General features: G+C 64.3%; 21 protein-coding genes and 1 pseudogene. 8 read left to right on the top strand and 14 right to left on the bottom strand.

Features of this window, described 5'->3' with window-relative positions; all coding sequences use genetic code 11:
* Positions 1-98: 98 nt before the first annotated feature.
* The 3 genes from GY937_20360 to GY937_20350 form a co-directional block, all read right to left on the bottom strand.
* Positions 99-2,228 (bottom strand): tandem-95 repeat protein, encoded by a 2,130-nt coding sequence (locus GY937_20360; GenBank protein ID MCP5059064.1) that lies wholly within the window; start codon positions 2,226-2,228, stop codon positions 99-101.
* A gap of 62 nt (positions 2,229-2,290) precedes the next feature.
* Positions 2,291-3,493, bottom strand: a complete 1,203-nt coding sequence (locus GY937_20355) for a hypothetical protein (GenBank protein MCP5059063.1) — start codon at positions 3,491-3,493, stop codon at positions 2,291-2,293.
* 223 nt (positions 3,494-3,716) lie between these two features.
* On the bottom strand, positions 3,717-4,607 hold the full coding sequence (locus tag GY937_20350; GenBank protein ID MCP5059062.1) for a hypothetical protein: 891 nt from the start codon (positions 4,605-4,607) through the stop codon (positions 3,717-3,719).
* Between the two features lie 154 nt (positions 4,608-4,761).
* Here GY937_20350 and GY937_20345 point away from each other — a divergent pair, with 154 nt between their 5' ends.
* From GY937_20345 to GY937_20335, 3 genes are all read left to right on the top strand, one after another.
* On the top strand, positions 4,762-7,437 hold the full coding sequence (locus GY937_20345) for a hypothetical protein (protein ID MCP5059061.1): 2,676 nt from the start codon (positions 4,762-4,764) through the stop codon (positions 7,435-7,437).
* 113 nt (positions 7,438-7,550) lie between these two features.
* Entirely contained in the window at positions 7,551-8,864 is a 1,314-nt protein-coding gene (locus tag GY937_20340) for an NAD(P)-binding domain-containing protein (protein ID MCP5059060.1), read from the top strand.
* Positions 8,861-10,861: a hypothetical protein gene (locus GY937_20335; protein ID MCP5059059.1), complete on the top strand. Its 2,001-nt coding sequence runs from the start codon at positions 8,861-8,863 to the stop codon at positions 10,859-10,861. The genes GY937_20340 and GY937_20335 overlap by 4 nt, the downstream gene beginning before the upstream one ends.
* Before the next feature lie 16 nt (positions 10,862-10,877).
* On the opposite strand, the gene GY937_20330 is transcribed toward GY937_20335, so the two are convergent.
* From GY937_20330 to hspQ, 4 genes are all read right to left on the bottom strand, one after another.
* Complete coding sequence (locus GY937_20330; protein ID MCP5059058.1) at positions 10,878-12,431, bottom strand: cytochrome C; 1,554 nt, start codon at positions 12,429-12,431, stop codon at positions 10,878-10,880.
* Complete coding sequence (locus GY937_20325; protein MCP5059057.1) at positions 12,428-13,279, bottom strand: hypothetical protein; 852 nt, start codon at positions 13,277-13,279, stop codon at positions 12,428-12,430. Before GY937_20325 ends, GY937_20330 begins: the two co-directional genes overlap by 4 nt.
* 98 nt (positions 13,280-13,377) lie before the next feature.
* Positions 13,378-13,761, bottom strand: coding sequence for a hypothetical protein (locus GY937_20320; protein MCP5059056.1), 384 nt, complete (start codon positions 13,759-13,761; stop codon positions 13,378-13,380).
* Complete coding sequence (hspQ, locus tag GY937_20315) at positions 13,758-14,087, bottom strand: heat shock protein HspQ (protein MCP5059055.1); 330 nt, start codon at positions 14,085-14,087, stop codon at positions 13,758-13,760. Before hspQ ends, GY937_20320 begins: the two co-directional genes overlap by 4 nt.
* Positions 14,088-14,284: 197 nt before the next feature.
* Between hspQ and GY937_20310 the strand changes: the two genes are divergently transcribed.
* On the top strand, positions 14,285-14,797 hold the full coding sequence (locus tag GY937_20310) for a hypothetical protein (GenBank protein ID MCP5059054.1): 513 nt from the start codon (positions 14,285-14,287) through the stop codon (positions 14,795-14,797).
* A gap of 207 nt (positions 14,798-15,004) precedes the next feature.
* Here GY937_20310 and GY937_20305 read toward each other — a convergent pair whose 3' ends face one another.
* Together GY937_20305 and GY937_20300 are read right to left on the bottom strand one after the other, a co-directional pair.
* A complete protein-coding gene (locus tag GY937_20305; protein MCP5059053.1) occupies positions 15,005-15,349 on the bottom strand; it encodes a WHG domain-containing protein in 345 nt (114 codons plus the stop codon).
* A 99-nt stretch (positions 15,350-15,448) separates the two neighbouring features.
* Positions 15,449-15,622, bottom strand: a pseudogene (locus GY937_20300) (TetR family transcriptional regulator).
* A 98-nt stretch (positions 15,623-15,720) separates the two neighbouring features.
* On the opposite strand from GY937_20300, the gene GY937_20295 reads away from it, so the two are divergent.
* The 4 genes from GY937_20295 (at position 15,721) to GY937_20280 (ending at position 21,458) form a co-directional block, all read left to right on the top strand.
* Positions 15,721-18,678, top strand: a complete 2,958-nt coding sequence (locus GY937_20295) for a molybdopterin-dependent oxidoreductase (GenBank protein ID MCP5059052.1) — start codon at positions 15,721-15,723, stop codon at positions 18,676-18,678.
* The gene (locus GY937_20290) at positions 18,675-19,718 is read left to right on the top strand and encodes a respiratory nitrate reductase subunit beta (protein ID MCP5059051.1); all 1,044 of its coding nucleotides are present in this window, start codon (positions 18,675-18,677) and stop codon (positions 19,716-19,718) included. The genes GY937_20295 and GY937_20290 overlap by 4 nt, the downstream gene beginning before the upstream one ends.
* A gap of 30 nt (positions 19,719-19,748) precedes the next feature.
* Positions 19,749-20,399: an ethylbenzene dehydrogenase gene (locus tag GY937_20285; GenBank protein ID MCP5059050.1), complete on the top strand. Its 651-nt coding sequence runs from the start codon at positions 19,749-19,751 to the stop codon at positions 20,397-20,399.
* A 156-nt stretch (positions 20,400-20,555) separates the two neighbouring features.
* Entirely contained in the window at positions 20,556-21,458 is a 903-nt protein-coding gene (locus GY937_20280; protein ID MCP5059049.1) for a hypothetical protein, read from the top strand.
* Positions 21,459-21,473: 15 nt separating this feature from the next.
* Here GY937_20280 and GY937_20275 read toward each other — a convergent pair whose 3' ends face one another.
* The 5 genes from GY937_20275 to GY937_20255 all read right to left on the bottom strand — a co-directional run bounded on the left by GY937_20275 (position 21,474) and on the right by GY937_20255 (position 25,831).
* On the bottom strand, positions 21,474-22,916 hold the full coding sequence (locus GY937_20275) for an amidase (protein ID MCP5059048.1): 1,443 nt from the start codon (positions 22,914-22,916) through the stop codon (positions 21,474-21,476).
* An 85-nt stretch (positions 22,917-23,001) separates the two neighbouring features.
* Positions 23,002-23,412, bottom strand: a complete 411-nt coding sequence (locus tag GY937_20270; protein ID MCP5059047.1) for a hypothetical protein — start codon at positions 23,410-23,412, stop codon at positions 23,002-23,004.
* Complete coding sequence (locus GY937_20265; GenBank protein ID MCP5059046.1) at positions 23,409-24,947, bottom strand: GMC family oxidoreductase; 1,539 nt, start codon at positions 24,945-24,947, stop codon at positions 23,409-23,411. The genes GY937_20270 and GY937_20265 overlap by 4 nt, the downstream gene beginning before the upstream one ends.
* Positions 24,944-25,510, bottom strand: coding sequence for a hypothetical protein (locus tag GY937_20260; protein ID MCP5059045.1), 567 nt, complete (start codon positions 25,508-25,510; stop codon positions 24,944-24,946). The genes GY937_20265 and GY937_20260 overlap by 4 nt, the downstream gene beginning before the upstream one ends.
* A gap of 78 nt (positions 25,511-25,588) precedes the next feature.
* Positions 25,589-25,831, bottom strand: a complete 243-nt coding sequence (locus tag GY937_20255) for a hypothetical protein (protein ID MCP5059044.1) — start codon at positions 25,829-25,831, stop codon at positions 25,589-25,591.
* Between the last annotated feature and the right edge of the window lie 500 nt (positions 25,832-26,331).

Here is a 26,331-nt window from a genome sequence, read left to right as displayed (position 1 = left end):
GACACTACCTCGCGGCTCTCGATCGCGAACTCGACACCGATCCGACCGACACCGATTCGCCGTTCTGACGAGAAACCAGCACTCGCGCGCGACCACGGCTAGATGATCAGATTTCTACGGTTTCTCGTGATCGCCAACATCTGACCCGACGTCGCCATGCGATCGCCGATTCTCACCAGTGCCGGCGGGTTGTTCACCTGCCCGACTGCCAGGGTGATTGTTTCGGAAACGCTTTGCGCGGGATTCCCAGCGTCCGTCGCGGTGAAGGTCAGCATGAAGTTGCCGACGTCCGCGTCACCCGGAGTCCAGGCGAAGGTTCCCGTACCGTCGCCGTTGTCGACCAGGGTCGATGCTGCGGGTGCACCCGCCACGCCGAGAGAAACGGCATCGCCGTCGGCATCCGTCGCACTCAGCTGGAAGCTGAGCAGCTGGTTCGTGTTCGCCGCCCGGTTCCCGATGGGAGCCAGGGCCGGCGGCCGATTCACATCACCGACGGTCACGGTGATGGCTTCCTGATCCTGGGCGACAGGGGTCCCATCATCCGTCGCCAGGACGGTGATCGCGTAGTTGCCCGCTTCTCCGAAGCCCGGAGTCCAGGCAAATGTGCCCGTACCGTCTCCGTTGTCCTGCAGGGCGGCACCTACGGGCGCGCCAGCGAGTTGCAGGCTCAACGTCCCGCCGTCCGGATCCGAAGCGTTCACCGCGAACTGCAGCAACACGCCCTCATTCACGCTGCGATCACCGATTGCTGCGAGCACCGGCGGGCGATTGACATCGCCGACGCTGACCATGATCGATTCGGTCGCGTTCAGCACCGGATTGCCGTCATCCATCGCCGTGAACGTGATGGCGTGGTTGCCACCCTGATCGAAGCCCGGAGTCCATGCAAAGCTGCCGGTTCCGTTCCCGGCGTCGCTGAACGTCGCGCCCTGGGGAAGGCCCGAGGCCTGGAGGCTGAGCATGTTTCCGTCCGGGTCGCTTGCCATCACCGCAAGTTGGAGTGGTGCACCTTCGCTGATCATCTGGTTGCCGATCGGCGTGATCACCGGAGAGCGGTTCACGTCGCCCACCGAGATCGTCACCGTCTCCGAAACACCTGCCGGGGGCGTGCCATCGTCCATCGCACTGAACGTCACGGCGTAGTTGCCCGTCTCCCCGAAGGCCGGTGTCCACGAGAACGTCGCGGTTCCGTCGGCGTCGTCTACGAAGGTCGAAGTCGCGGGTAGGTTGGCGGTGGAGAAGCTCAGGGCATCTCCATCGAGATCTGCAGCCGCCAGGTTCAAGACGAGAGGATCGCCCTCATTGACGCCCTGGTTGCCGATCGGTGCCAACACCGGAGGTCGATTCACATCGCCGACCGAGATCACGATCGTCTCGGAATCGCTCAAGGGCGGACTGCCGTTATCCGCGACCGTGAAGGTCACGGAGTTGTTCCCGGCCTGAGCGAAGTCGGGCATCCAGGAGAAGGTCGCCGTGCCATTGCCACCGTCGACGAAGCTCGCTCCGGTCGGAAGGTTGCCTGCAGTCAGAGAGAGAGCGTCACCCTCAGGATCCGTCGCGGAAACCGAGAGCGACAGGGTGCCGCCTTCATCCACCGCCTGATTGCCGACGGCCGCGAGTACGGGAGCCTGGTTCGCATTGAAGACCGTGATCGGCACGGTCTCCATGGCGTTGCCCGTGCCATCGCTGACGGTGAACACCACGTTGTAGACGCTGGCCTGGCCGATCGCCGGGGTCCAATCGAAGGCGCCGGTCCCATCGCCGTTGTCAACGAAGGTCGCGCCGTTCGGCAAGGGGGATGCGGAGAGCGTAAGCGTATCGCCGGCGTCTGCATCAGACGCGGTGACCGTGAAGTTCATGTTCTGGCCTTCGGTCCCCATCTTGGCGCCAATCCCCTGGAGGACCGGGGGTTGATTCTGGGCAGGGCAGAAGAAGCCGTAGTTGCTGTTCTCCCAGGCCGCCTTCTCCGCCGCTCGCGCGTTCCCGCTATTCGGGAGCGAGGCAGGAAACGAACTGTCGTGACAGAGCGTGCACTCTACGAAGAAGGTATTCGGGTCCACCAGATCGGCGTAGGGAGTGCCGAGGCCCTGTCCCGAGCAGAACGCGTCGACTGTCGGCCCGAAGGGAGAAGAAGCAGACGTCGCGCTCGGTAGAGCGAGGAGAAGCAGAGCCAGGGCCAGGCACAGCTCGGCGATGCGGGTACGACGAAGAGAAGAAAAGCGCGTCATTGGGGACCTCATGCGGTCGAGAGTTCGCGTCCAGAACGTGGAAACGGGAGTGGGCTGGAAGCTCAATTGCCCATGCAATGGGTGGCGACCTCGCCGAACACCCGTTTCATGCTTCGGCCGCCGCTCTCGAAGACGTCCGCGATGCGTTCGACCTCATCGCGATCCTCTTGCGAGCTGACGGGCCGCAGGCAGATCTGGCTGAAGACTTTTTGAACCTGGCAGACGGCGAATGTGCGACTGCCAGCAATCTCCTGGCCGAGGCTCTTCGGTCCGGCTCCTTCTCCGGGGCCGTTTCCCCAGCCGATGGCTGCGTTGGGGCCGTGCCGCCAGTAGTTCGTCCAGCTGTCATCGGGCGTGACGAAGCCGAGAGGAAACGTGCCGGCGTTGTTGAAGTACTTCGCCTGTACCTCGCCGGGTGTGTAGACGACCCTCTCCGCATCCTGGTCGTATTCGAAGTACGCGAAGGCCTGGGCCAGCGGGTCCATGCCGGTATGACAGCCCGAGCAGTTGTTCAGGAAGACCGAGCTGTCGCCACCGGGCGAACGCGGGATGTCCTGGCGGATGCGATCCGTCGAGCGGGTGGTGTCTTTCAACCCCTCGAGATCCGTGCAGAGATAGTTCAAGACGGTGGCACGCAACATCCGCCGATTCGTACCGGCTCGAAAGAACGCCACACCTGCGGCTCGGGTCGTCATGACGCCCGCTGTCGCGGAGCTCGGCAGAGGGGAGCCCGGCAGTCCGGACTGAGAGACGGCCATCAGCACGGCCGGATCGGATAGATCCGCTCCCGATTCCTCGAGATCTTCGTAGTGCCGGTTGTCGTCGTGGGAATAGGCGCGCTCGACGACACCGGGCGCGCCGATGTAGACCATGTCCGCCGAGAGCACCCGATCGAAAGGCACCTCGTCGCGGATCATTCCGATCGCGGTTGCGGTGTAGTCGTTCAGAGGGGCGAAGACCGTCTCGGCCTCGTTCGTCCAGGGCGTCACGAAGTTCTTGAGCGTCGAGCTGTAGAAGAGCGGATCCTCCATTGCGCGGTAGGCAGCCTGAACAGGCTGACCGGCCTGGATCCGATCCTGCATGACCTGCAGGGTGGCGTCATCGGGAGGCGCACCGATCAAGCGGTCATGCATGCGACGCGCCTGATCTCGGGCGCCTGCCCAGGACGCGGAGGCCATGAGCAGGGAAAGGAACCCCACCAGAAGGAGCTTCCAGGTACGGCCCCGAAAGCTACGGCCCGATTCGAGATATTCCGCCTTGACCATGATGTCTCCCGCGCTCCCGACGAAACAACTCGCCTTCAGAAGCGCAGGGAAACCATCGACCCTGATTCAGGTTTTGCGGGTGACCACGCTCACGGCGACTAGCCTGAATCCCGCGCGCAGACAGGCGGCAGATCGTACGTAGCCGAAGGCTCGAGCGCAGCGGAAGCAGTGGGAGTCACACGAGGAATCCATTCGGTGACATCCGGCACGGAGTGATTCGCGCCTACTTCCAACTCGTCGTGTTGTGGCAGACTTCGCAGATATCCGGGGACGGAATATGCGTCGCGTGCTTGCCGGTAGCCAGCTTGCCGTTGTGACAAGTGAAGCACCCATTGGTGATCCCGGTGTGATCCATGGTGCCACGGCGGAATGCCACGGTGTCGTGGCAGGCTTCACAGCGATCATGAGTGGGGATATGGGTGCGATCCTTGCCGGTCGCTCTTGAACCATTGTGGCAGGCGTTGCAGCCATTCTGGATACCGACGTGGTTCATCTCGGCAGATGCGAAGCGCACGACGTCGTGGCAATCCTCGCAGCGGTTCGACGTCGGCAGATGGTCGCGGGATCTGGCGCTGGCAAGCGTGCCGTTGTGGCAACGGAAGCACCCGTTGGAGATGCCTACGTGGTCGAAACGCGCATTCCGCCAGACAACGGTCGTATGACAATCCTCGCAGCGATTCGAAGTAGGCAGATGGCGCCCGTTCTTCCCTTCCGCCCACACGCCGTTGTGGCAGGCGCCGCAAGGTTCCGTGACACCCAGGTGGTCGAAGCGAGCGTGGCTCCAGGTCGCTGTCGTGTGGCAATCATCGCATCGATTGGAGCTCGGTACGTGGTTTCCCGGCTTGCGCGTCCAACCACCCAGCCCAGCTCCACCATGGCAGGCGACGCAATCATCGGGAGTTGCGCCGAATTCCCCGCCGGGATGACAGCTCTCGCACGCTGCGCGTGCGTGCCCACCCGTCAACGGGAACCCGGTCGTCCAGTGGTCGAAATCGTCGTAGTCGACGACCTGGCCAAACGACGGGAAAGCCAGCAAACACAATCCCATTGCAAGGAGCGGCCCCAGGCGGAGGAGAAGCCTGCGTCGGGCTCTGGAGTTCGTCTCACTCTCCATTCTGCCGCCTCTCGTCCGCTCCGCCCACAGGCAGCATTGCCCGGTACCCCTCAATTTCCCTATTCGACCGATCGATAATGGAACTTGTGACGGTTCTCACAAGCGCGTAGCTCGGACCGTCGATGGACACCTCGGGCCCGACCCTTGGCCCGCAATGGAGCGATCGTTGGGGATCTTGGCAGGGCGAGTGCATAGCATGTGCTGGCGCGCGAGCGGACTGCTTGGCGTGGCGCTTCTTCTCTTGCTGGCACCTGCAACTGCCGAAGCCCAGCCCACCCGCGGTCGCCTGCTGCGCGGGCTCGATCTGCGCACCCTGGCAGACGGCAGCGACGAGATCCGGATTCGAATGGGTGTGCCCATGCGATACCTCCGCCACGCACCGCGGAGCCCTAGCGATCGGATCGAAATCGAGATCACGCCGTTGGGCCAGGATCTCGGAGACCTGCTTGCGCAAGCCGGGGACGAAGCCCTCCGTGCACCAGATGGAGCAGGCAGCTCGCTCCAGGAAGTACGCTACCGGGGCGGGCGGCGGCGGAGTGGACGCCTGGAGCTCTTGTTCGAGCGGCCCGTGAAACTGCGAGTCGAAGAGGACTCGGACCTTCGCAGTCTTCTGGTGGTCGTACTTCCCGCTTCGAAACGTGCGAAGCCGCCCATTGCTCGTCCGGAACCGACCCCTCGTCTTCCGGAACCTGCCCCGCGCCCGAAGGTCGCCAATTCAGACGAAGACCCGTCGCCCGATCTGTCCTCTTCGGAATCGGGTCCGTTGGGCACCCAGGCCGTCGCACCGGCCCTGCCCCCTTCGCCCGTGAATCTCGCCCTCCCCTTCGCACTCCAGCTCTTCGCCGCACCCGCCACGGAAGCGTTGCCGCAGCTGGGACCTTCCGGCGTTGAACCGGGCCACAGCCTCTATCGTGTGACGTTCATGCGAGAGGGTGTCCCCTGGGTTCGCTTGCGCATGGGATTCTTTGCCACGGAGGACGAGGCCCACGCAGCGAAGGACAGGCTCGCGCCCGACTTCCCCACCGCATGGGCCGTCCGGGTCGGCATGAAAGAAAGGCTCGACTCCGCTGAGCTGGAGATCAAGACGGGCTCGGGGCTCGTGAATGCGGACCCGCGGAGCCCTGGGGAGGAATCCCCTGAAGAGCAGCGGGCCGAAACACCACCTTCCCAGGACCCGCGAGGCAGGCAAGACCCCATCAAGCACTTCGCCGCGCTTTCGCCCGCCGATGCGGACCAGGTCGCACAAGTGCTGGCGGAGGGCCGAGCCGCACTCGCCGGAGGCCAGCTGGATCGGGCCGTTGCGCTCTTCACGAAGGTGCTGTCGTTTCCGGAGAACGCATCCACACCTGCGGCGCTCGAATGGCTGGGCCTGGCCCGGGAACGCAATGGGCAGCTCGCCCACGCTCGCGCAGAGTACGAGACCTACCTGGAACGGTATCCGGAAGGTGAAGCGACGGAGCGGGTCCGCCAACGCCTCGACGCACTCGTCACCGCCCGCGCTGAGCCCTCCCCCGCCCTGCGACCCGCGAGTACGAAAGACCGAGACTCGAACTTCGATGTCTTCGGTAGTCTCGCCACCAGCTACCGGCGTGACGAGCGCTTCACCGATGACTTCGGTGATTCCCTGGTCGATTCATCGATCTACAGTGACGTCTTCCTCGGGAGCCGCTGGCAGAACGAACGTTGGGATGTTCGAGGAGAACTCTCGGGAACCCATCTATTCGATTTCATCGACAACGACGAGCGCTGGCGCGTGAACACGCTCTTCGTCGAGGCCGAGGGAATCGGGGTGCCCTGGAACGTGGGCATGGGCCGTCTGCCAGGAAACCGGGCGGGCGTGGTCGGACGTTTCGATGGCGCCGAGGTAAGCTACGAACTCCGCCCGGGCCTGCGCCTCGGCACTGTCGCAGGTTTCCCGGTCGATCCGTTCGTGCGCTCGAGCCCTGATCTGAGCCAACAGCTGGTGGGCCTGAACCTCGAGACGCGCGGCGTCGTGGAAGGCCTCGATGTCGAATTCTTTGCCATCCAGCAATGGGCAGAGGGCTTCACGGATCGCTCGGCCATCGGCGCGGAGTTTCGCTATGCGGCGGATGGCCGCTTTCTGGCTGGGCTTCTCGACTACGACGTCCACTACAACGAACTGAACACCGCTTTCCTGGTGGGCAACCTACGCCTTCGCCCCGACACGGATTTGAACTTCCTGGTCGACTGGCGACGCCTCCCGACCCTGGGCACGCGCAACGCACTCTTCGGACAGCTGGACGATTCGCTCTCCGACCTGCACGATCGCTTCGGCACGGATGAGATCGAAGCTCTGGCGGACGACAGGACGGCACGTTCCCGGTCCGTGAGCGTCGGATTGACCCACCGGTTGAACGAGCGTTTCCAGATCTCCGGCGATGTCGCGATCTCGGATCTCTCAGGAACGCCCGAATCCGGTGGAATCGAGGAGTTCGAGGGCACCGGCCGACAACTCTCCACCTACCTTCAAGCGACCGGCAGCGAGCTCTTCGTCGCCGGGGATGTCGGCACCCTCGGCCTGCGCTGGGTCGATGCTCGAACCATCGAAATCCTGGGCCTCCACTGGAGCTGGCGTTCGCCCATGTGGCGGCGGTTCCGCCTGAACCCGCTGCTCGATCTCGAGTGGAGGGATGCCCAGGATCGCGAGAGCGTGTTCACCCTCCGCCCGGGCTTCCGAATCGACCTCCGCGTTGGCCGGATCACGCTCGACCTGGAAGGCCACTACCGCTGGTCCCGGGGCGAACGCTTCCCAGGGGTTGGAGACGAGCAAGGCTATTCGGTCTTGTTCGGCGCCCGATACGACTACTGAGGCGCAAGAGCACGCAACATCCTGCGTGACCTGGATCACCTCCCCGCACCGAAGATCCCTCGATGCATCTCCCGTCGACACGAGGAATCTTTTTGGGCGACATCGCAACAGCCATGCTCTCTCCCGCGGCCATCTATCTGGTGCCACTGCTGGCGCTGATGCTCGTCTACTTCCGCTCGCGAAACCAACGTGAAGACCGCGCGCTCCGCGATCTCCAACGCATGCAGGCAACCGGCGCAACCGAGCCGGTCTCGATTCATCCGGTCATCAACGGCAACCGCTGCCTGGGTTGTGGATCCTGCGTAGACGCATGTCCCCATGGAGACGTCCTCGGCGTCGTCGGCGGCCAGGCAGAGCTGGTCAATCCGACGAATTGCATCGGTCACGGCGCCTGTGCGGCGGCATGCCCAACGGATGCCATCCGACTCGTGATCGGAAGCGAGCGGCGAGGCGTCAACATCCCGCTTCTCGGCCCGGACTTCCAGACCAATGTTCCGGGCGTATTCGTGGCCGGTGAACTCGGCGGGATGGGCCTGATACGAAACGCCATCGAGCAGGGACGTCAGGCGGTCGAATCGATCACCAAGTTGCCCGGGGTCGGTGACGAACGTGACATGCTCGACACTGTGATCGTGGGTGCAGGACCCGCAGGTTTTGGGGCCTCACTGACCGCACTCCAGTCGGGCCTTCGTTTCGTCACGATCGAGCAGGAACGCCTCGGCGGCTCCCTGGTGCACCATCCCCGCGGCAAGATCATCGTCACCCATCCCGTCAACGTACCGCTGGTGGGTCCGGTCGATATGCGGGCGACCCAGAAGGAAGAGCTGCTCGAGTTCTGGGAGCGGGTCCGAGCCGACACCGGCCTGCGTGTGCGCGAAAGAGAACGAGTCCTTGCCGTCGAACGTCGATCCGACGGCAGCTTCGAAGTGCAAACCGATCGGGCGGCTTTCGAAACCCGGAGCGTACTTCTGGCGGTCGGCCGTCGCGGAACGCCCCGCAAGCTCGAAGTACCCGGCGAAGACTCGAGCAAGGTCGTCTATTCGTTGACGGATCCGGCACAGTACACCGGCAAGCGCGTGCTCGTCGTGGGCGGCGGCGATAGCGCTCTGGAGGCGGCCGCTTCCCTTGCTCAGCAGGAAGGATGCCAGGTCACGCTCTCCTATCGCGGGGACGCGTTTCATCGGGCGTGCCCGAATAGTCGCGAGTTGCTGGAGGAAGCGATCCATCAACACCATCTCGAGGTTCTCCTCGGCAGCAAGGTGGAGGAAATCCGTGCCGATCTCGTCGCCGTTCATACCCAGGGCGGCCATCGGGAGCTGCCGAATGATGCGGTGGTGATTTGTGCCGGCGGCGTGCTTCCCAACGATTTCCTGCACAAGATCGGCGTTGAGATCGAGACCCGATACGGAACCCCCGTACACGCATGAAGCGCACACTCGTCCTGGCCTTCCTCCTGTGGCTCCCGACCGCGGCTCTCGCCGGCTCCGTCGAAGAGATGCAGCTCGCGATCCGTACCCATGACTTCTCCAGAGCGGCCGATCTCTGCAAGGCACTCGCGGACAGCGGAGACATCGAAGCCCAGTACCAACTCGGCGTGCTGTACAGATCGGGCCGAGGCGTTGCCAAGGATCTTGGTCAGGCGCGGGAGTGGCTCCTCCGAGCGGCTGAGGCCGGCCATGTGAAAGCGCAGTACCAACTCGCCCAGCTGTACCGCAACGGTTGGGGAGGCTCTGCCGACCCGGAAGCCGCACGTGTGTGGCTGGTTTCGGCGGCAGAGCAGGGATACAAACCGGCCGCCCGCGCCCTCGCGAAAGCCGCCGCCACAGGTGGCCTCACGACCGCCCGAGATGCGGAGCCGGGCGGCGACGCGGATGCGCGCTTGCTGCGCGCTGTAAAATCCCGCGACGTCGTGGCAGCTCGCGCAGCCCTGCAGTCCGGTGCGGACCTGAACAGCCGCGCGGCCCCCCCTGTGAAACCCGATCCCGCTACGCCTGGGGCTTCGCTCACCCCGCCGCTCCTGCACGAAGCCATCGCTACCGGGTCGGTGCCACTGGTCGAGCTCCTTCTGGACGCAGGCGCAGAGATCGGGGTTCGTGGCCGCGACAACGAATCGGCCCTTCACCTGGCAGCACGCACGGGTGGCGAACGCATGATCCCCCCGCTCCTTTTGGCGGGTGCCGACCCGAACGCGCGAGATTCCCGAGAGGCAACGCCGCTGCATCTGGCGGCTCGGCGCGGCAACCTCCAGATCACACGACAGCTCGCGAAGGGCGGCGCCAAGCTTGCGCAGAAAGACCGCGCCGGGCGGAGTGCCCTCGATCTGGCACTCGCCGGTGACCACCGGGAAACGGCAGCCTGGCTACGTCGAGCCGGCGCGCCCAGCGCCGAGCGGAACACACCATCGCGACGTTCGGCCCGCTGGATTTCCAAGCAGGCCGTTTCCGAAACTGGCTGGACCCCGCTGATGGCGGCGGCATGGCATGGCGATGAAGACCTGGTCCGTTCCCTGCTGCGTGGCGACCACCGCATCCAGGCGAGTGGCCCTGGAGGCCACACCGCGCTGACCCGCGCCGCCTGGGCAGGAGACGTGGTGATCACGGCGCTTCTCGTCGATGCCGGCGCGGACGTACGTGCCCGCACCGAGAACGGACGGGATGCACTCTCCTTCGCGGCCAGCGCAGGCAACGCCCGCGTGATCGAACGGCTCCTATCCGAGGGCGCCGAAATCGATCGGGCCGACGCAACCGGCCGAACACCGCTCTTGTGGGCTGCGGCCAGCGACCATGCAGATGCGGTGCACGCCTTGCTGGCCGCAGGAGCCGATGGCGGCCTCACGGATGCGGAGCACCGGACACCTCTTGCCCTCGCCCTTCATGCGGGCGAAGGTGCTGCCGCGGCAGCACTTCTCGATGCGGGTGCCGTGCCCGACGCCAACGCGCTCTGCGATGCCGCGGCGAGTGATGAGGACCTTGCCTTCCGTGCCTTGATGGACCACGGCGGCAACCCACGGTTGCATTGTCCGAATGGCCTTCCCCTGGTAGCCGTTGCGGCCTGCCAGGGAGACCCGGATCGCCTGAACCGCTTGCTTCGATCGGGCGCTGTCATCGATGCGCCGTCGGAACACGGGGATACAGCACTCGTGCTCGCGGCGGCTCGCGGCCATCTTTCCGTCGTGCGCCTCCTGATCGAGCACGGTGCCGACCGCGACCACCGGGGAGCACGGCGCTACACGGCGCTGATGCACGCATCGGATGCCGGCCACGAAGACGTCGTCCGCCTGCTGCTGGAAAACGGGGCCAGGCTTCGTACCCGAAACGAGGAAGGCGATACCGCCCTCGATCTCGCCCTGCGCAGCGATCACGAAGCCATCGCCGCCCTGCTCTCCCAGCCTCCCGCCAGCGCCGGCTGGCTCGATCGTCTCTAGCCGGACGCGGCCGCGCCTAGCGCTCCAACTTCACTTTCGTCCAGTCCTGCTCGCCGTGGCAACGCCCGCAATCGCGACCAAAGGCTCCGCGATGGACATCGTCGGTGAGATGGCAGATCCCGCACTCGCTCGTCAACTCGATCTTTTCGGCAGCGGGCGCCACATGACAGGTGATGCAATCGACGCCCTCGTGGGCCCCATGCAGGGGGAAGTCGGACTGGGCATCGTGGTCGAAGTGCCAGATCGCCCAACTGTTCGGATTGTGGCAGCTGGCACAGGCCTCGGTCAGGCGCTCTTCGTGCTTGTCATCCGGCCGATGGCAGGCAGCACAATCGGTTTCGGCGTCCGCATAGGCATGCGTCGTATGGCATTCCTCGCAGGCGACGGTGGCGTGGAGGCCCAACAGTGGGAAGTGCGTCAAATCGTGGTCGAATCCAACCGTCTCGGTCCAGGTGTTCTCATCGTGGCATACCGTGCACGCCTCGCCCTGCTGGCCGCGGTGCACATCGTCGGGCTTGTGACACCCCAGGCAATCCTTCTCGACGGGATCTTCGAGTTTCCCAGGATGGCAACTCTCACATGACACCTTGGCATGACGGCCTCGGAGCGGCCATTTCGTGTCCTTGTCGTGGTCGAAGGCAATCTTCGTCCAGCTGCGTGTATCGTGACAATCCTGGCATTGATCTCCGCTTCGTCCACCATGCACATCGTCGGCCTCATGGCAGGCATTGCAATCGGTTGGCGCCGGGTCGTTGTAGAGATGGCCCTTGTGGCAGGCTCCACAATCCACACCGATGTGCTTCCCGTCGAGTGGGAACTTCGTATCACGATCGTGGTCGAAGAGCTGCGTCTTCCATTTCTCGACGTCGTGACAATCGCCGCATTGCGGACCGAAGCTCCCCTTGTGGACGTCCGCACTGACATGGCAGGTGGCGCAGTCGCCAGGTGTCTTCTCGAAACGCTCATCCGCGTGGCACAAACGGCAGGCCGCGTCCTGGTGAGCTCCCTCGAGAGGGAATTTCGTCTTGTCGTGGTCGAAGACCGCCTTCTTCCAGGTCGTGTCCTCGTGGCAGGCGCCACAGTCCTCGCCCAGGCCGCCGCGGTGCACATCATCCTTCTCGTGGCATGAAACGCACTCGACACTCGCGTCGCGATGCTTCTTCTCTTCGACATGACAATCGGCGCAGGGAACGCGCACGTGCGCGCCCTGCAACGGGTAGTCCGTCAGGGCGTGGTCGAATGCGGCTGGATTCAGCCCCACGACGTCAGCCTGCCGTCCCTGGTGATCCGTATGACAGCTGCGACACGCGGTCGCGGCGAGACCCGGTGCCAAGCCGTGAAAGCCCTTGCCGGCCGTGAGATCCGCACCCACGTCCTCATGACACCCGAGGCAGAGCCCGTCCTCGGCGGAACGATCGAAGGGGCGGTGGCAACTCGTGCACTCCTCTTCGTTTTCCGCATGACCCTCGATCACGGGACCGGGCATCAACAATGTCTCGGGATCTGCAGCGCGAAGCCCGGCGGGCAGGATGCAGATGAAGAGGAATGCGGCGAGAGCGCGAACGATCAAAACAGATGCACCGCGAGCACGTGGACCGCCGCCGCGCCGAACAGTAGAAATGCCAGCGGGAGATGAATGGCATGCCATAACGAGAACAACCGTTCCCAGGCGCCAAGCCGGGCCACACGAACGCCGATGGACAGATGGTCCCGGAGGGCGTTCTCGAGAAACCAGAGATCTTCACGACCGGTGCCGCGGAGGGCTGCAATGCAGTGCCGCTCGAGGGCTCGGCTCCGTCCCCCAGCCGTAAAGAAACGCATCATCCCCGCCACCAGCCCGGGTGCACGATCGAGAACCCAATGCTCGTGATCATCGAGAGCCTTCGCCAGCGATGGCACGATTTCGGCGATGCGCTCGATGACACCGAAACCCTCCTCCGCATCATGCTCGAGCTGCGCCAGCGCACGCCGCTCACCGAACAGACCGCGGTGCACCCGTGCGTAGAGGAAGCGTCCGATATAGCCACTGCCCGCGACCAGCAACATGCTCCATAGGGCGACACTGCTGTTGATCGAGCCGAGCTGGAAATTCGAGTGAAAGAGAATGGCCGTGGGGCCGACGATGCCGAGCACCATGTGCACGCGGAACCAGGAACTCACCTTGCCCGCCTCCGCCAGGCTCGCACTGCGCTTCCGCGCCGAGTAGCCGAGAAGAGCCACGAGGCAGAGGAGGCCAATGATTCCGAGGGCGTAGCCGATGCCTCTCTCCGGGGTGAAGTACAGCTCGTCGCGAACCGTCCATCCCGCGGCCAGGAGAAGCCCACATACCAGGCTGGTCAACCCGATCGTGAGTTCGCGACGAGGAGCAGCGTGCAGCCTCTCCCGTGCGACCCGGGCATCCTCGTGAGCAGCGGTCATCGGTCATCTCTCGTCGGTACGAACGTCACCCGCATCCACCCCTGCATCGGCGATTTCCGGGTCTGGGTTGAACCGTGGGGCCATGAGAACCCGAAGAGCTACACCCCGTCCTCGCGCGGGTCGTACTCCACCCGCAGGACCTCGAGCTCTCCGGTTCGCCCGTCCGTGGCGAAGAGAATCCGGCCGTGGCCAGCATATTTCCATTCGGTGCGACGCACATCGCTTCCGAAGTAGAACGGCACGTATGCCCACGCCGTGGCAACGCGGCGCTGGGAGGTCGGCTTGCCGACGGCTGCCCGCACTGCGTCGGTATCCATCCCCACCTCGACCAGGGAGAACTCATGTCCCGGCGGCGGTGCGGAATACGCGGGCTCCCCGGAGCGGAGTTCGTCGGCAGCGCGCGGCGCAGGGTTCGGCGCGCAGGCCATTGCGAACGCGGCGAGCAGGATGGCTCCTCTCGCGCACCCCTTCCGGAAACTCATTGCGCGCGCCTCTGGAGGATCTCGTAGAAGCCGTCCTGCAGGGAGCCGAATAGCTCGGGGACCTGCGGGTGGTCGATCGGCTCCCCGCTCGCATCGGGCAGGAGATTCTGCTCCGACACGTAGGCGACGTAGGAAGTCTGCTCGTTCTCGGCGAGCAGGTGGTAGTAGGGCTGATCCTTGTGCGGACGAACGTCCTCGGGGATCGAAAGCCACCACTCTTCGGTATTCGCAAAGACCGGATCGACGTCGAACACCACGCCCCGGAACGGGAACAAGCGATGACGAACGAGTTGACCGATTCCGAACCGCGCCTCCCTCTCCTCCATGTCCCGAGCGTAGCGAGAGCTACTGGAAGGAGCCGGAAAAGACGTCCTGCACTCGCAACTATCGCCGGATCATCCTGATTTTGCTTCGAAAGGGCGAAATCTCCCTGGGGTCTCCAGATTGTGATTGACGTGGGATTATTTCCCACGTTAGGATCCGATACGTGGGAAATAATCCCTCATTCCCCTACAGGAGTTCGATGATGACATTCCGGAAGATCCGCCCCGCCTGGCTGGGCCTGCTCGTCCTTGGGGCCCTGGCCCTGAGCCCCGCCGCCTGGTCCCAGAGCCAGGCCATCGCTGCCGAACCCGTTCTGATCGAGATCGACCGCGATGCCATCGATTTCCATCGGATCGCGCCGAAGCCGACCGACCCGCCTCTCACCTACGACACGGCCCTCGTGTTCACGAACACGGGCGGCAACGGCGCCCGGGTGATCTGCAAGGCGTTCGACGACAACGGCCAGGGCGTCGGCCGTGCCGCAACCTTCGTTCCCGCCCTGGGCCTGCGCTATCTGCTGGCCTCTGACTTCTCGAATGGCGCGACCGTGTTGGGTCAAATCCAATGTGGCACCCACCTCCATGTCGTCGGCTCGGCGTTCCTGCTCGGTGGACGAGCCGGAATCACCGAGGTGCCCGTGTCCCAGAGCATGGTGGGACGGAAGAAGCGTCGCTCGACGCGCATCCGTTTCCCGGTAGTTCTTGCGCAGTAGATGGCCAGGGTGGCCAGGGTTCGGGGTACTGGGAGCAGTTCTTTACAGCCCTTCAATCTCCCAGACCCCGCTCCGCGAGCCGTCGGCGCCCCAGGGCACCGGCGGCTCGCTTGTTTCGTTGAAGATGGGGAGCAGCGACTGAACGAAGACCGCCTTGCTCCCCTGCCTGACCGGCGCCACGGCCACGCGTAAGTGGCGCTGCGGCCATCACTTCGCGCTGGATTCTGCGGTCGCAATGCCTTCGCTGCTGGCGAAGACCACGTCGAAGGCGGCGGCCGCAATCGCTTCGATATCGACCGGGCCGGTGCGATCCTCGAGGGTGCCGTCCAGCCAGAGCGTGGCGAGGCCATGTGCCATCGCCCAGGTGGAAATCAAGAAGCCCTGGGGATCGAGTCCTTCCACTCCGGTTTCTCGAAGAGCTTCGGCCGCCGCTGCGCTCAGTGTGTCGAAGAGTTCCTGATAGCCACGGGAAAACTCCTCATCCCCGGCGCTGTAGAACTCGGGGCGCCCCACGATGTGGAAATGCGCGGGATTCTCGATGGCGAAGCGCACATAACTCCGGCCCATTGCGCGGTAGCGCTCCAGGGCCGAGTCGCCTGGTTCACCAGCCTCTTTCATGGCGTTGCGGAATCGCTCGAGGGCGTCAGTGGCAAGCGCCGTGAGCAGGGCTGCCTTGTCGGGGAAGTGGCGAGCAGGCGCGCCATGGGAGACGCCGACCTTGCGGGCCAGCGCCCGCAGACTGAGCGCCGCGAGGCCCTCCTCTTCGATGGCTTCAGCAGCCGCGTCGAGAAGTTCCTGGCGAAGGTTCCCGTGGTGGTAGGCCAGAGTGAGCCTCGGTGAGCGTTTATGTTGACACTATCTACATAGCATGATACCTACTTTTTGACAGCGTCCACTTTTGCCCAGTGACAGGGGCGGTTCGAGTGGGAGAAGCATCCGTGACGACGTCGGGTAGCGAACGTACGCAGCCGGGGGGAATCCACCGGCGCGACTTCCTGAAGGCGACCGGCGCATTGGGCCTCTCGCTGAGCCTCTTGCAACTGAAGGCCCTGTCGCCCGATGCGGCCGCCGCCGAGCCCGGCGGTGTGGACGCGGCCATGAGCTACGGCTCCTGGGAAGACGTCTACCGCAACGAATGGCGCTGGGATGCTGTCCACTGGGGCTCCCACACCAACCAGTGCGCCCCCGGCGGCTGTTCCTTCCACGTCTACTCGCGAGACGGGTTGGTCTGGCGCGAGGAGCAGGCGGCACGAACCGAAGCTGCGAACCCGGCCTACCCGGACTTCAATCCCCAGGGCTGCCAGAAGGGTTGCGGCTTCCACCAGGTGCTGGCCAGCGGCGAGCGCGTGCGCTTCCCGCTGAAGCGGGTGGGCGAGCGAGGCGAAGGCAAGTGGAAGCGCATCAGCTGGGACGAGGCGCTCGGCGAAGTCGCCGACGCCATCCTCGACGCGCACGAGAACCACGGTCCCGAAAGCTTCATCTTCGATGCACCGCATATCCACGCGGGAACCGTGGCGCTCGACGGCGCGATGCGCACCACCCGCCTGCTAGGCGCCGTGATGCCGGACATGAACGTCGCGATCGGCGACGACCTCAAAGGCCTGCGTCAGACCTTCGGCAAGATGCACATGGGCTACACCGCCGACAACTTCTTCGATGCCGAGCTGGTCGTCCTCACCAACGCCAACCCGTCCTACACATGGCCGGCGATCTATCATTTCATCACCGAGGCGCGTTACAACGGCACCGAGATCGTGCTGCTGGCCCCGGACTACAATGCCACCGCGCTGGCAGCGGATACCCACCTCCCCCTGCGCGCGGGTACCGATGCGGCCTTCTGGTTGAGCGTCTGCCAGGTCATCGTCGAGGAGGAACTTCACCAGCCCGATTTCGTGCGGGAGCAGACCGACCTGGCGATCCTCGTACGAAAGGACAACGGACGATATCTACGAGCCTCCGACATCGACGGAGGTCGAGAAGATCAGCTCTACTTCCTGGAAGAGAAATCCGGCCAGATCACCAGAGCGCCCCGCGGCAGCCTGAATTTCGATGGTGTGCAGGCCCTCGTCGGAAGCCAGACGGCGAAGCTCGCCGACGGAAGCGAGGTGGAGGTCACCCCCGCCTTCGAGCTGCTGCGCGCCAAGCTCGACAGGGAACACCGACCCGAGCAAGCTTCCGAAGTCTGCGGCATCCATCCGGACATCATCCGCTCCTTCGCCCGCAAGGTGGCGACCAAGCGGACCTGCAGCTTCATTGGCTTCACCTCCGCCAAGCAGTATCACGGCGATCTCATGGAGCGAAGCCTGTTCTTGGCCATGGGGCTGACAGGCAACTGGGGCAAGCCGGGAACAGGCTTCAACTGCTTCTTGATCCCCGAGGCTGGCTTCCAGGCCCTGAGCGCCATGGACGCACCCCTCGAACGCTGGGGGCTATGGCGTCTGATTGCCCCGGCCATCGCCAAATCCCTTTGGCTGAAATGGAAGGATCCGGATCTCAGCGACGAGATGGTGAGCATCGAAATCCAGAAGGAGGCAAGCCGGGATTTCGGTTCGGTGCTGCCGACCTTCTTCATGTACAACCACGCTGGATACGACGAGCTCTGGGACCGCCCCGAGTGGCAGGACCCCGCCCTCGACCGGACCCATGGCGAGTACATGAAGGAATCGGTCGAACGCGGCTACTGGGACGAGAAACTGACCGGCCCAGCACTCGACCATCCACCCCAGGTGCTGATGCTGATGGCACACAACCCCTTGCGCCGGGAGCGCAGCGCTCAGCAGACCTACGTGGAGAAGCTCTTCCCCAAGCTCGAGATGCTCGTCGCCGTGGAGACGCGGCTCTCCTCCTCCGCGATGCACTGCGACATCGTGCTTCCGGCGGCCTGGTACTACGAGAAGGCTGACCTGACACTGACCTTCGGCATGAATCCGTACACCTGCCTGATCGAACAGGCGGTCAAGCCCCAGGGCGAGGCCAAGCCCGAGTGGGAGATCTTCACGGGCCTGCACCAGAAGATCGGCGAGCGGGCGGCTGCGCGAGGCCTCACGTCCTTCGCTGACCGCAGGGGCGACACGCAGCGTTATGCCGACCTTCACAAGCGATTCACGATGGATGGCCACCTGATCCACCACGAGGATGTGGTGCGAGAATTCGTGGCGATCGCCGAGAACACGGGCGTCTTCCCCAAGGGTTTCGATTACGAGAAACTGAAAAAGGAAGGCCAGGTAAGAGTGACCGGGATCGGCGAAGGTTACGCCGGACACGCCGCAGCCAACGAGGTCGACCCCGACGCCCCCTTCTACTCGTTGCGCTGGCATGTCGATGACAAGCTCATCTATCCCACCTATGCGCGCCGCGCACAGTTCTATATCGACCACGAGTGGTTCCTGGAGGCGGGAGAAGCTCTCCCGACCCACAAGGAAACGCCCCCGGTCGGCGGCATGCATCCCTTCCGGCTGATCAGCGGCCACATCCGTGGGAGCATCCATTGCCTGCAAGCCGCCAACCCCCACTTCATGCGCCTGCATCGCGGCCAGCCCGTGATCTTCCTGAACGACCAGGTAGCCGCCGAGCGGGGCATCGAGGACGGTGACATGGTTCGCATGTTCAACGACCTGGATGGGACGGAGGTGATGGTCTCGACGTCTGCCGCCGTAGGGAAGGACCAGGTCGTGATCTACATGTGGGAGCCGTATCAGTTCAAGAACTGGAAATCCCACGACGCCATGCTGGTGGGCCTACCTAAGTCCATCCAACTGGCGGGCAACTACGGCCAGCTGGACTATCAGGTGACGTCGGGCGGTCCTTCGCCTTCGAGCGATCGGTGCCTGCGGGTGGACATCGCGAAGGTCGAGATCGCCGCGACGGAGGGGCCGTCATGAGCAGCACCATTCCGACCAAGCAGGAGCTCAAGAGTTCGAAGCGGCAACTGGCCACCGTGATCGACCTGAGCAAATGCATGGGCTGCCAGACCTGCACGGTGGCCTGCAAGAACCTCTGGACCCAGCGCCCCGGCACCGAGCACATGCGTTGGGCCAACGTGGCCACCTGTCCGGGCAAGGGCTACCCGCGAGAGTGGGAGAGCAAGGGCGGTGGCTTCGACGCGGAAGGACGGCCGCAGCCGGGCGAACTCACGACCCTGGTGGACTGCGGCGACAACTTCCAATTCAACCACCACGAAGTGCTCTCCGCTGGCAACGCGCAGAGCAAGAAGCTCGAGCCGCGATCGGCCAGCGGAGAAGCTCCCACGTGGGGTTACAACTGGGACGAAGACCAGGGCAAGGGCGAATGGCCCAACCCCTACTTCTTCTACATGCCCCGCAAGTGCAATCACTGCAGCAACGCACCCTGCATCGACGCGTGCTCGCGGAACGCCATCCTCAAACCTGAGGACGGGATCGTGGTGATCGACCAGGATCGTTGCGAAGGCCATCGCCACTGCGTCGAGGCCTGCCCCTACTCGATGATCTACTTCAACCCGGTCACCCAGAAGAGCGAGAAGTGCATCGATTGCTTCCCGCGGGTCGAGAAGGGCATCGCACCTGCCTGCAATCGCCAATGCGTGGGGCGGACGCGAGCCTACGGTTATCTCGATGATTCCGAGAGCCAGGTGCACAAACTCGTACGGGTATGGAAGGTGGCGTTGCCGCTGCACCCGGAGTTCGGCACCGAGCCGAACGTCTACTATGTGCCGCCGATGTCGCCCCTGGCCTACGACGACGATGGCCGACTGACCGAGGCCGGGCGCCTGCCGATCGAGGTACTGGAGGGCTATTTCGGCCCGGCCGTGCGCCAGGCCCTCGCCACGATTCTCGAGGAACGTGAGCGTCGCAAGCGGGGTGAGCCCTCGGAGCTGATGGATCTGCTGATCAGCCGGCGCTGGCACGATCGCTTCGCAGAGTTCACGGCGGAGCCGATCTGATCGCCGCAGGGCGCCGACCAGGAGGATGAGATGGCAAAGGTGAAGCGCATCGCGGCGGCCAACCAGAAACTCCTCGAAATCGACGGAGCCGCCTGGACGGGGCTCCAGAGCGTCGGGATCGATCTCATCCCTGCACCCGTGACGATGGCAGCGAACGTCTCCGGCCAGATGGCGCTCAGTCAGAACCACGGCAAGGTACCCCGGGTCGAAGCACGTCTGGCGCATAACGGCGAGAGCCTCAGCGTCCGCCTCTCGTGGCAGGATGACCAGAAAGATGACCAGATCGGGGATCTGGATCGCTTCGCCGACGGAGCCGCCGTCATGTTCCCGCTGCAGGGAGAGGCCAATCCGTTCACCATGGGCGACGAGCAGCGACCGGTGAACGCCTGGCTGTGGAGGGCCGACCGCACGGAACCCTTCGACGTGATCGCGCGAGGCTACGCCACGAGCCAGAGGCGGCCGGCAAGCTCCAGCCAACTCCGCGCCAACGCGCTGTATCGCGACGGGGGGTGGCACCTCGTCTTCCAGCGCCCGCTTCTCCCCGGTGGCGGGGAGTTCACTCGTTTCACGCCGGGTGAACCCGCCAGGATCGCGTTTGCGATCTGGGAAGGCAGCAATGGGGAACGCGCGGGCCAGAAGGCCGTCTCTGGCGCGTTCGTCGATCTCGAACTGGAGGTCTGAAGCATTTCGAGCGCAGAGAAGGAACCGTCTACCCCGAGCATCACAAGAAGTTCTTCGGACGGGACGAGATCCAGGCGATGCGTCAGACCTTGATGACCGAGGGGACGTTCTCGGATCGTAGACCGCTCATCTAGTCCCCTGGGCTAGCATGCGCCCGTGACACTTTCCGTCCTGACCCTGAACATCTGGCACGATTCGGGCCCGTACGAAAGCCGGGTCGAGCGGATTCGCGGCTGGATCGACCGGCTGGACCCGGATCTGATCGGGTTCCAGGAAGTGCTCCGGGCAGATGGTGGAAACGACCAGGTCGCTGAACTGCTTGGCGACCGTCCGTACCAGATCGACTACGTCGAGGGCTCCCGCTACCAACGGGAAGGTTCGAAATTCTCCCCGGGTGGCTTCGGCAATGCCATCGCCAGCCGATGGCCGATCAAGGATCGCGAGACACTCGTTCTGCCGGATGCGGCCGCTGCAGGCAGGGCCCCAGATGCCGAGACGCGAGCTGCGATCTCCGTGACGATCGATTCTCCCTTCGGTGAGATCGGCTTTACCTGCGCCCATCTCCATTGGAGGCTCCGCGATTCCGTCGTGCGCGAACGACAAGTCGTGGCACTCGGCGAGTTCGCCTTGCGGCGGCGCCCGGCGACCGGCTTTCCCCCGATCCTGGTTGGCGATTTCAATGCGGAACCCGAATCCGCGGAGATCCGCTACGTCTCCGGCCTGCAATCCCTGGAAGGACGAAGCATCGCACTCCTCGATGCGTGGAAGACCGCGGGCAACGGTGGGGCCGGCTACACGTGGGACAACACGAACGCCTACGCCCGCCTTGAACTCGAACCCAACCGCCGCATCGACTACATCTTTGCGGGGTTCCCCCTGCGAACGGGTGTCGGCCAGGTGTCGTCCTGCCGCCTCGTCTGCAACGACGAAAAGGACGGCGTCTGGCCGGCCGATCACTTCGGCGTCTACGCCGAGTTCCGGACGGATCCCATCCCCGGATTCGAGGATCGCTGGGGATTGGTCGGCGGAGACGATGTCGACGCTGATCGCCGGGCCTAGCCTGGCCACTCTCCTTCAGACGTGGATTCGGGGCCGCCGTGTACTCCAGCCAACGGCTTGTTCCAGCTGGGATGCCACACGAATCAGTAGATCCTCCCGCCCGAAGGCGGCGACCAACTGGACGCCGATCGGCAGTCCCGCGTCATTCATGTGCAGAGGCAATGAGATGGCCGGCTGCCCGGTGACGTTGAATGGTATTGTGAATGGCAGTAGCCCCCCGGACCGCATGAAGGCATCGAGCGGCTTGGCTGGATCCGGGCACATCTCGCCAACACGTGGCGGCGGCGCCGCAATGGTGGGTGTGATGAGCAGATCGTGACCCTCCTCCCACCAGGCCGCGACGCTGCGCTGGTAGCGGTGATTGGCTTCGACCGCCTCCAGGTAGCGGGACGCGCTCACGTCTTGCCCGATCTTTGTGACCGCCCAGTTGTCGCTATCCATGTCGTCCGGGCCGAGCTTGCGACCGAGCAACTCGCCGAAACTCTCGATCGCCCGAGCCTGCGAACTCGAGATGATGACCAGCGAGTGCGGCATCAGCGAGGATCCTGCAACCTCCTTGGGATGGGATCCGTCGATCTCGTGCCCGAGGCTCTCGAGGAGGCGACCGGCGTTCTCTGCAGCCAGGGCGCAATCGGGATGCACTTCGATCTCTTCGTGCCCGGACAGCACGCCGATGCGTAGTGCGCCTGGATCGGCACCGATTTCCTGCATGTAGGGACGCAGCGGCGGTTCGGCCCCGTACGGGTCACCAGGCATTCTCCCGTGCACGCAGTCGAGCAGCGCGGCGGTATCGCGAACACTGCGCGACACCGCGAATTCGAAGGTCATCCCAGCCCAGGCCTCGCCAACGTCGGGGCCCGCGGAGATGCGCCCACGGGTGGGCTTGAGACCCACCAACCCGCACTGGCTGGCGGGATTCCGGATCGATCCTCCCCCGTCGCTTGCGTGCGCGATCGGGACCATTCCCGAGGCCACCGCGGCCGCAGCACCGCCACTCGACCCTCCGCTGGTGTGGTCCGGATTCCAGGGGCTGCGGCAAGGGCCATAGGCCTCGGACTCGCTCGTGGCCCAGGCGCCTAGCTCGGGGACATTGGTGCGACCCACCACCACGAGCCCTGCCTTTTCGAATTTTTCGACGATATGCGAAGTCGTCTTTGCCCGGATACCAGCGTCGCGCAGAAAACGGCTGCCCCAATGGATGGGATCGCCTGCCCGATTGCCGCAGGCGAGATCCTTCAGCAGGAAGGGAACACCGCGAAGCGGACCATCGGGCAGCTCGCCCATGGCCTCTTCTCGGGCCCGTTCGAAGTTCTGGTGGATCACCGCGTTCAAGGTCGGATCGAGCTCGCCAATCGCTTCGATTGCAGCCTCGACCAGCTCACTCGCAGAAACCTCGCCACTGGCAACGAGCGCAGCCAGGCCAAGGGCGTCATGAGATGCGTACTCTGAAGGCTTCATCGAGGGTTCTCCTGGAGTGCATGGGGAAGCAGAAGACCAAGGCATTCGGATTCGCTGATTCCCACAGCAGCAGGGCCCAGCCTCTCTACGTGCTCGGTTCTTCTCTTCGGGTCAGGCGACGTGGGTGGTAGAACCACAACAGCGCAGCGACGGCGAAGAGCAGAGGCACATCACCCAACAGGTGCATCAGCTCGCCGTCCTGGGCGATGGAGTCGTAGGTCATCACGCCACCGTGAAGGATGCTCGAGAGGATGGTGAAATCGATCAGGATCGCATTCTTCAGCGGATCACGGGCAGCCAGGATCATGCAGATGCCTAGCGAAACGTAGATCGCGATGATCATGCGCTCGTACGGCGCGTGTCCGTGTGGATGGCCCCAGCGGAAGCCAGCCGGCCAGATTTCGAACGCGAAGGGGATCGTCAAGATCAGTGCCACTCCGAGCACGACCATGAAGATCGACAGACGTCTCATCGCGATCGGGGGTGCCGTACTCATCTCGCGAACCTCTGCCAGTCTTCGAGGATATGGTGGGCCGTGCGGTCGCCGAACATCGCGGTCGTGATCTGGGGCGGAGCGCCGAGGGATGTCGGAAAGACGCTCATATCGGCCACGAAGAGGCCCTCGACCTCGTGGCACTCGCCGAACGGGCCGACGACCGACGAGCTGGGATCCGCGCCCATTCGGCAGGTCGATTGCGGGTGCGTGGCGGCGGTGACGAGCTGCCCATGCCGAGCACCGCGCCGGGTGATCTCGGTGAGATCGTCGCCCCGCTCCAGCATCAGCGGCTCCGGTTTGTAGGGGAGCAGGACCTGGCGCGCACCCGCCGCGAAGAGCACCTCGGCGCAGTGCAGGAGGCCCTGCGCGATCTGCTCGGCGTCGCGTTCTTCGAGCACGTAGTCGATGGCCGGCTTAGAGAGGGAGTCACCACTTCGTACCCGGCCGGATGTCTGATCGTGCAACAGCACCAGCAACCCGGCGGTCTTCGCGTAGTCACGCATCATCGCGCTATGGGCACGTCCGAAGCCAGGTGTGGTCGCCGCCGTCATGCCGGGGAACTCGATGATCGGCATCAGGATCACGCCCGAACGGGGGTCGCGTTCGAGATCGATGAACTCGTCGATGTAATAGCTCTGCGGAATGCCGCGGTAGGCGTGGATCTCCTCGTCAAAGATCCCGGTGGCGATCACGGAGGGGTGCAGGTGAAGGTTTTCGCCGACCTGGCCTCCGCTGCCGGCAAGCCCGCTGCGGAGCAGAAGATCCGGCGAGTTCACCGCGCCCGCCGCGAGCACCACTGCCTTGGCCCTGATTTCGATGGAGCCGCGGTGCGTGCCACCCGGGCCGATCGCATGCCCCAAGACCCGCTTCACGCGGCCGCCCTCGGTTTCGATGCGCTCCACGCGCGCATCGGTGTAGATGCGAGCACCGGCAGCATCGGCACGAGGCACGTAGGTGACCAGCATCGATTGTTTCGCATCGTAGCTGCAGCCGAGGAGGCAGTATCCGGACTGTACGCAGCCCTTGCGATTGTGCTTCGTCACGAAGCCCGAGTAACCGAGCTTCTCGGCGCCGCGGCGGACGATCCGGTTCAGCTCGTTCACCTCGTCCTCGCGGATCTGCACGACGCCGAGCCCCTTCTCGACGCGGGCAAACGAGGGCTCCAGCGCCTCGGGCGTGAGCTCTGAGAGGCCATGATCTTCGCGCCACATGCGAAGGATCGCATCCGGAGTACGGAAGCAGTAACAGAGGTTGTGGACGGTGGAGCCACCGACGCTGCGGCCCTGGAGGATCTGCACCGCGCCGTCCTGCGTCTGGCGCATGCCCCCTTCCTCGAAGAGCTTCGGGAGCATCTCATCTTCACGTTGATTGAAATCCCGAGCCGACCAATGCGGGCCCTGCTCGAGCACGACGACGGAACGCCCACCCTCCGCAAGCTCGGCGGCGGCCACCGCACCGCCGGCCCCCGAACCGATCACACACACGTCGGCAGTCTCGACGAGATCGGCCCCTCGCTCGGCCAACGAGACGATCACGAGCCGGCTCCCTTCTTCAACAGCGGGCCCTGATAGCCGATGCCGGGCCAGACCCCTTCCTGGCCGTAGTAGCCTACGAAGGCCAGGTTGCGAAACGCGGCGTACGCCTCACGCCGAAGCGAGATGCTGCTGTTCATCCAGCAGCGAATCGACGCGTCCTGCGCTTCTGCATCCATGTTCGTGAAGCGCGTGAACGTGAAATCGAAGACGATCGGCCCCCACTCGAAGAGGCGAAGGGCGAGCGGCAGATCCTGGGTGAGGGAGGGGTCGAGCTGACGGAGCAGCCGGTCGATCGCCGCGATCGCTCCCGTCTCTCGAACGGCCGGCGCCTGGGGATCGTCACTCGCGACCATGCGCTCGACGATCTGCGTCAGGACTTCGGTCTCGTCTGCGGAAAGAAGCGGGGGAAGGCCCTTCGCGCCCTGCGACGCGATCGCCGGTTGCACCCGTAACTCCGAGAGAGCTGTCAGGCTCGCGATCATGCCTGCGCTGCGCAGGAATCCTCTACGCGTGAGGGGTTGCCAGGCTCCTTGCCCGCCGGTTTCCGACTCGGCCTCCAACACGCGGGAAGCCTATCTCAGCTCCTCCCGGGCCGCATCCTGCAGTGTTTCGAGAGGACCTGAAGCCGGCGCTGGCAAAGCCTAACATGACCCAGGCAGAAGCAATCGCACCACCAGATCCACATGGCTCTCGACGGCAGCCGGATCCCGGGAATCCTGTCCTGTCACCAACGAAAACTCGGCGGCCTGAGAGAAAATCGCAGTAGCGCCCACAAGCACATAGGTGAGTTGAGCCGGGTCCGATTCGGGAGCGAGCTGCGGAAGCTCGGCGCTGAACAGCAGGAACTCACGAACGAGCAGGCGCACCCGGGTGGCAGAATCCACGCCGTCGAGGCCGTTGGCGCGCGTCGCAATCCGCTCACTGCAACCCCAAGAAAAGATCGTCCGCGACAGCCTTCCAGAGTCCCAGCTTGGAGCCGTAGTGGTAGGAGATCAGCTGCTGCTTGACGCTTGCCTCTTTCGCGAGCGCCAGCCCCACCTGCGCGAGCATTTTCGGGGCTGGGGCTTCGAGAAATGGGTACCGAACGGAGCGATTTGCACTCCCCGCTAGAGCCATTCCAGTTTGCCTAGACGGAGGTCAACTCCTCCACAGCTCTTCAGCCAACAACGTCTTTGGGACCCACAGCTAGCTCCAATCCGTCGTATTGAGGTGAAGGCCGGACATTGAAATGGCCCTGCGAGTGTAGATGAAGGAGTTACGAGGCTTCTCCACCGACACCCAACAAGGCCACTTCAGTGCGATTGATTCAAGGCTCTATTCGGACTCACGTCAAGGGTTTTCTTCCGGTCGTCTGGACCGACGAGGCGCTTTCAGCGCACGGCGG

This window comes from bacterium (genome assembly GCA_024228115.1).
In the GTDB taxonomy this organism is placed as follows: Bacteria; Myxococcota_A; UBA9160; order UBA9160; family UBA6930.
Note: the sequence above shows the minus strand (reverse complement) of the source record. Positions and strands in the feature narration are given on the sequence as shown.

Excerpts from the sequence above, each read along its gene's own strand:
- GY937_20360 (MCP5059064.1), bottom strand. The coding sequence starts at position 2,228 with ATGACGCGCTTTTCTTCTCTTCGTCGTACCCGCATCGCCGAGCTGTGC.
- GY937_20355 (MCP5059063.1), bottom strand. The coding sequence starts at position 3,493 with ATGGTCAAGGCGGAATATCTCGAATCGGGCCGTAGCTTTCGGGGCCGT.
- GY937_20350 (MCP5059062.1), bottom strand. The coding sequence starts at position 4,607 with ATGGAGAGTGAGACGAACTCCAGAGCCCGACGCAGGCTTCTCCTCCGC.
- GY937_20345 (MCP5059061.1), top strand. The coding sequence starts at position 4,762 with ATGGAGCGATCGTTGGGGATCTTGGCAGGGCGAGTGCATAGCATGTGC.
- GY937_20340 (MCP5059060.1), top strand. The coding sequence starts at position 7,551 with ATGCTCTCTCCCGCGGCCATCTATCTGGTGCCACTGCTGGCGCTGATG.
- GY937_20335 (MCP5059059.1), top strand. The coding sequence starts at position 8,861 with ATGAAGCGCACACTCGTCCTGGCCTTCCTCCTGTGGCTCCCGACCGCG.
- GY937_20325 (MCP5059057.1), bottom strand. The coding sequence starts at position 13,279 with ATGACCGCTGCTCACGAGGATGCCCGGGTCGCACGGGAGAGGCTGCAC.
- GY937_20320 (MCP5059056.1), bottom strand. The coding sequence starts at position 13,761 with ATGAGTTTCCGGAAGGGGTGCGCGAGAGGAGCCATCCTGCTCGCCGCG.
- hspQ (MCP5059055.1), bottom strand. The coding sequence starts at position 14,087 with ATGGAGGAGAGGGAGGCGCGGTTCGGAATCGGTCAACTCGTTCGTCAT.
- GY937_20310 (MCP5059054.1), top strand. The coding sequence starts at position 14,285 with ATGATGACATTCCGGAAGATCCGCCCCGCCTGGCTGGGCCTGCTCGTC.
- GY937_20290 (MCP5059051.1), top strand. The coding sequence starts at position 18,675 with ATGAGCAGCACCATTCCGACCAAGCAGGAGCTCAAGAGTTCGAAGCGG.
- GY937_20285 (MCP5059050.1), top strand. The coding sequence starts at position 19,749 with ATGGCAAAGGTGAAGCGCATCGCGGCGGCCAACCAGAAACTCCTCGAA.
- GY937_20275 (MCP5059048.1), bottom strand. The coding sequence starts at position 22,916 with ATGAAGCCTTCAGAGTACGCATCTCATGACGCCCTTGGCCTGGCTGCG.
- GY937_20270 (MCP5059047.1), bottom strand. The coding sequence starts at position 23,412 with ATGAGTACGGCACCCCCGATCGCGATGAGACGTCTGTCGATCTTCATG.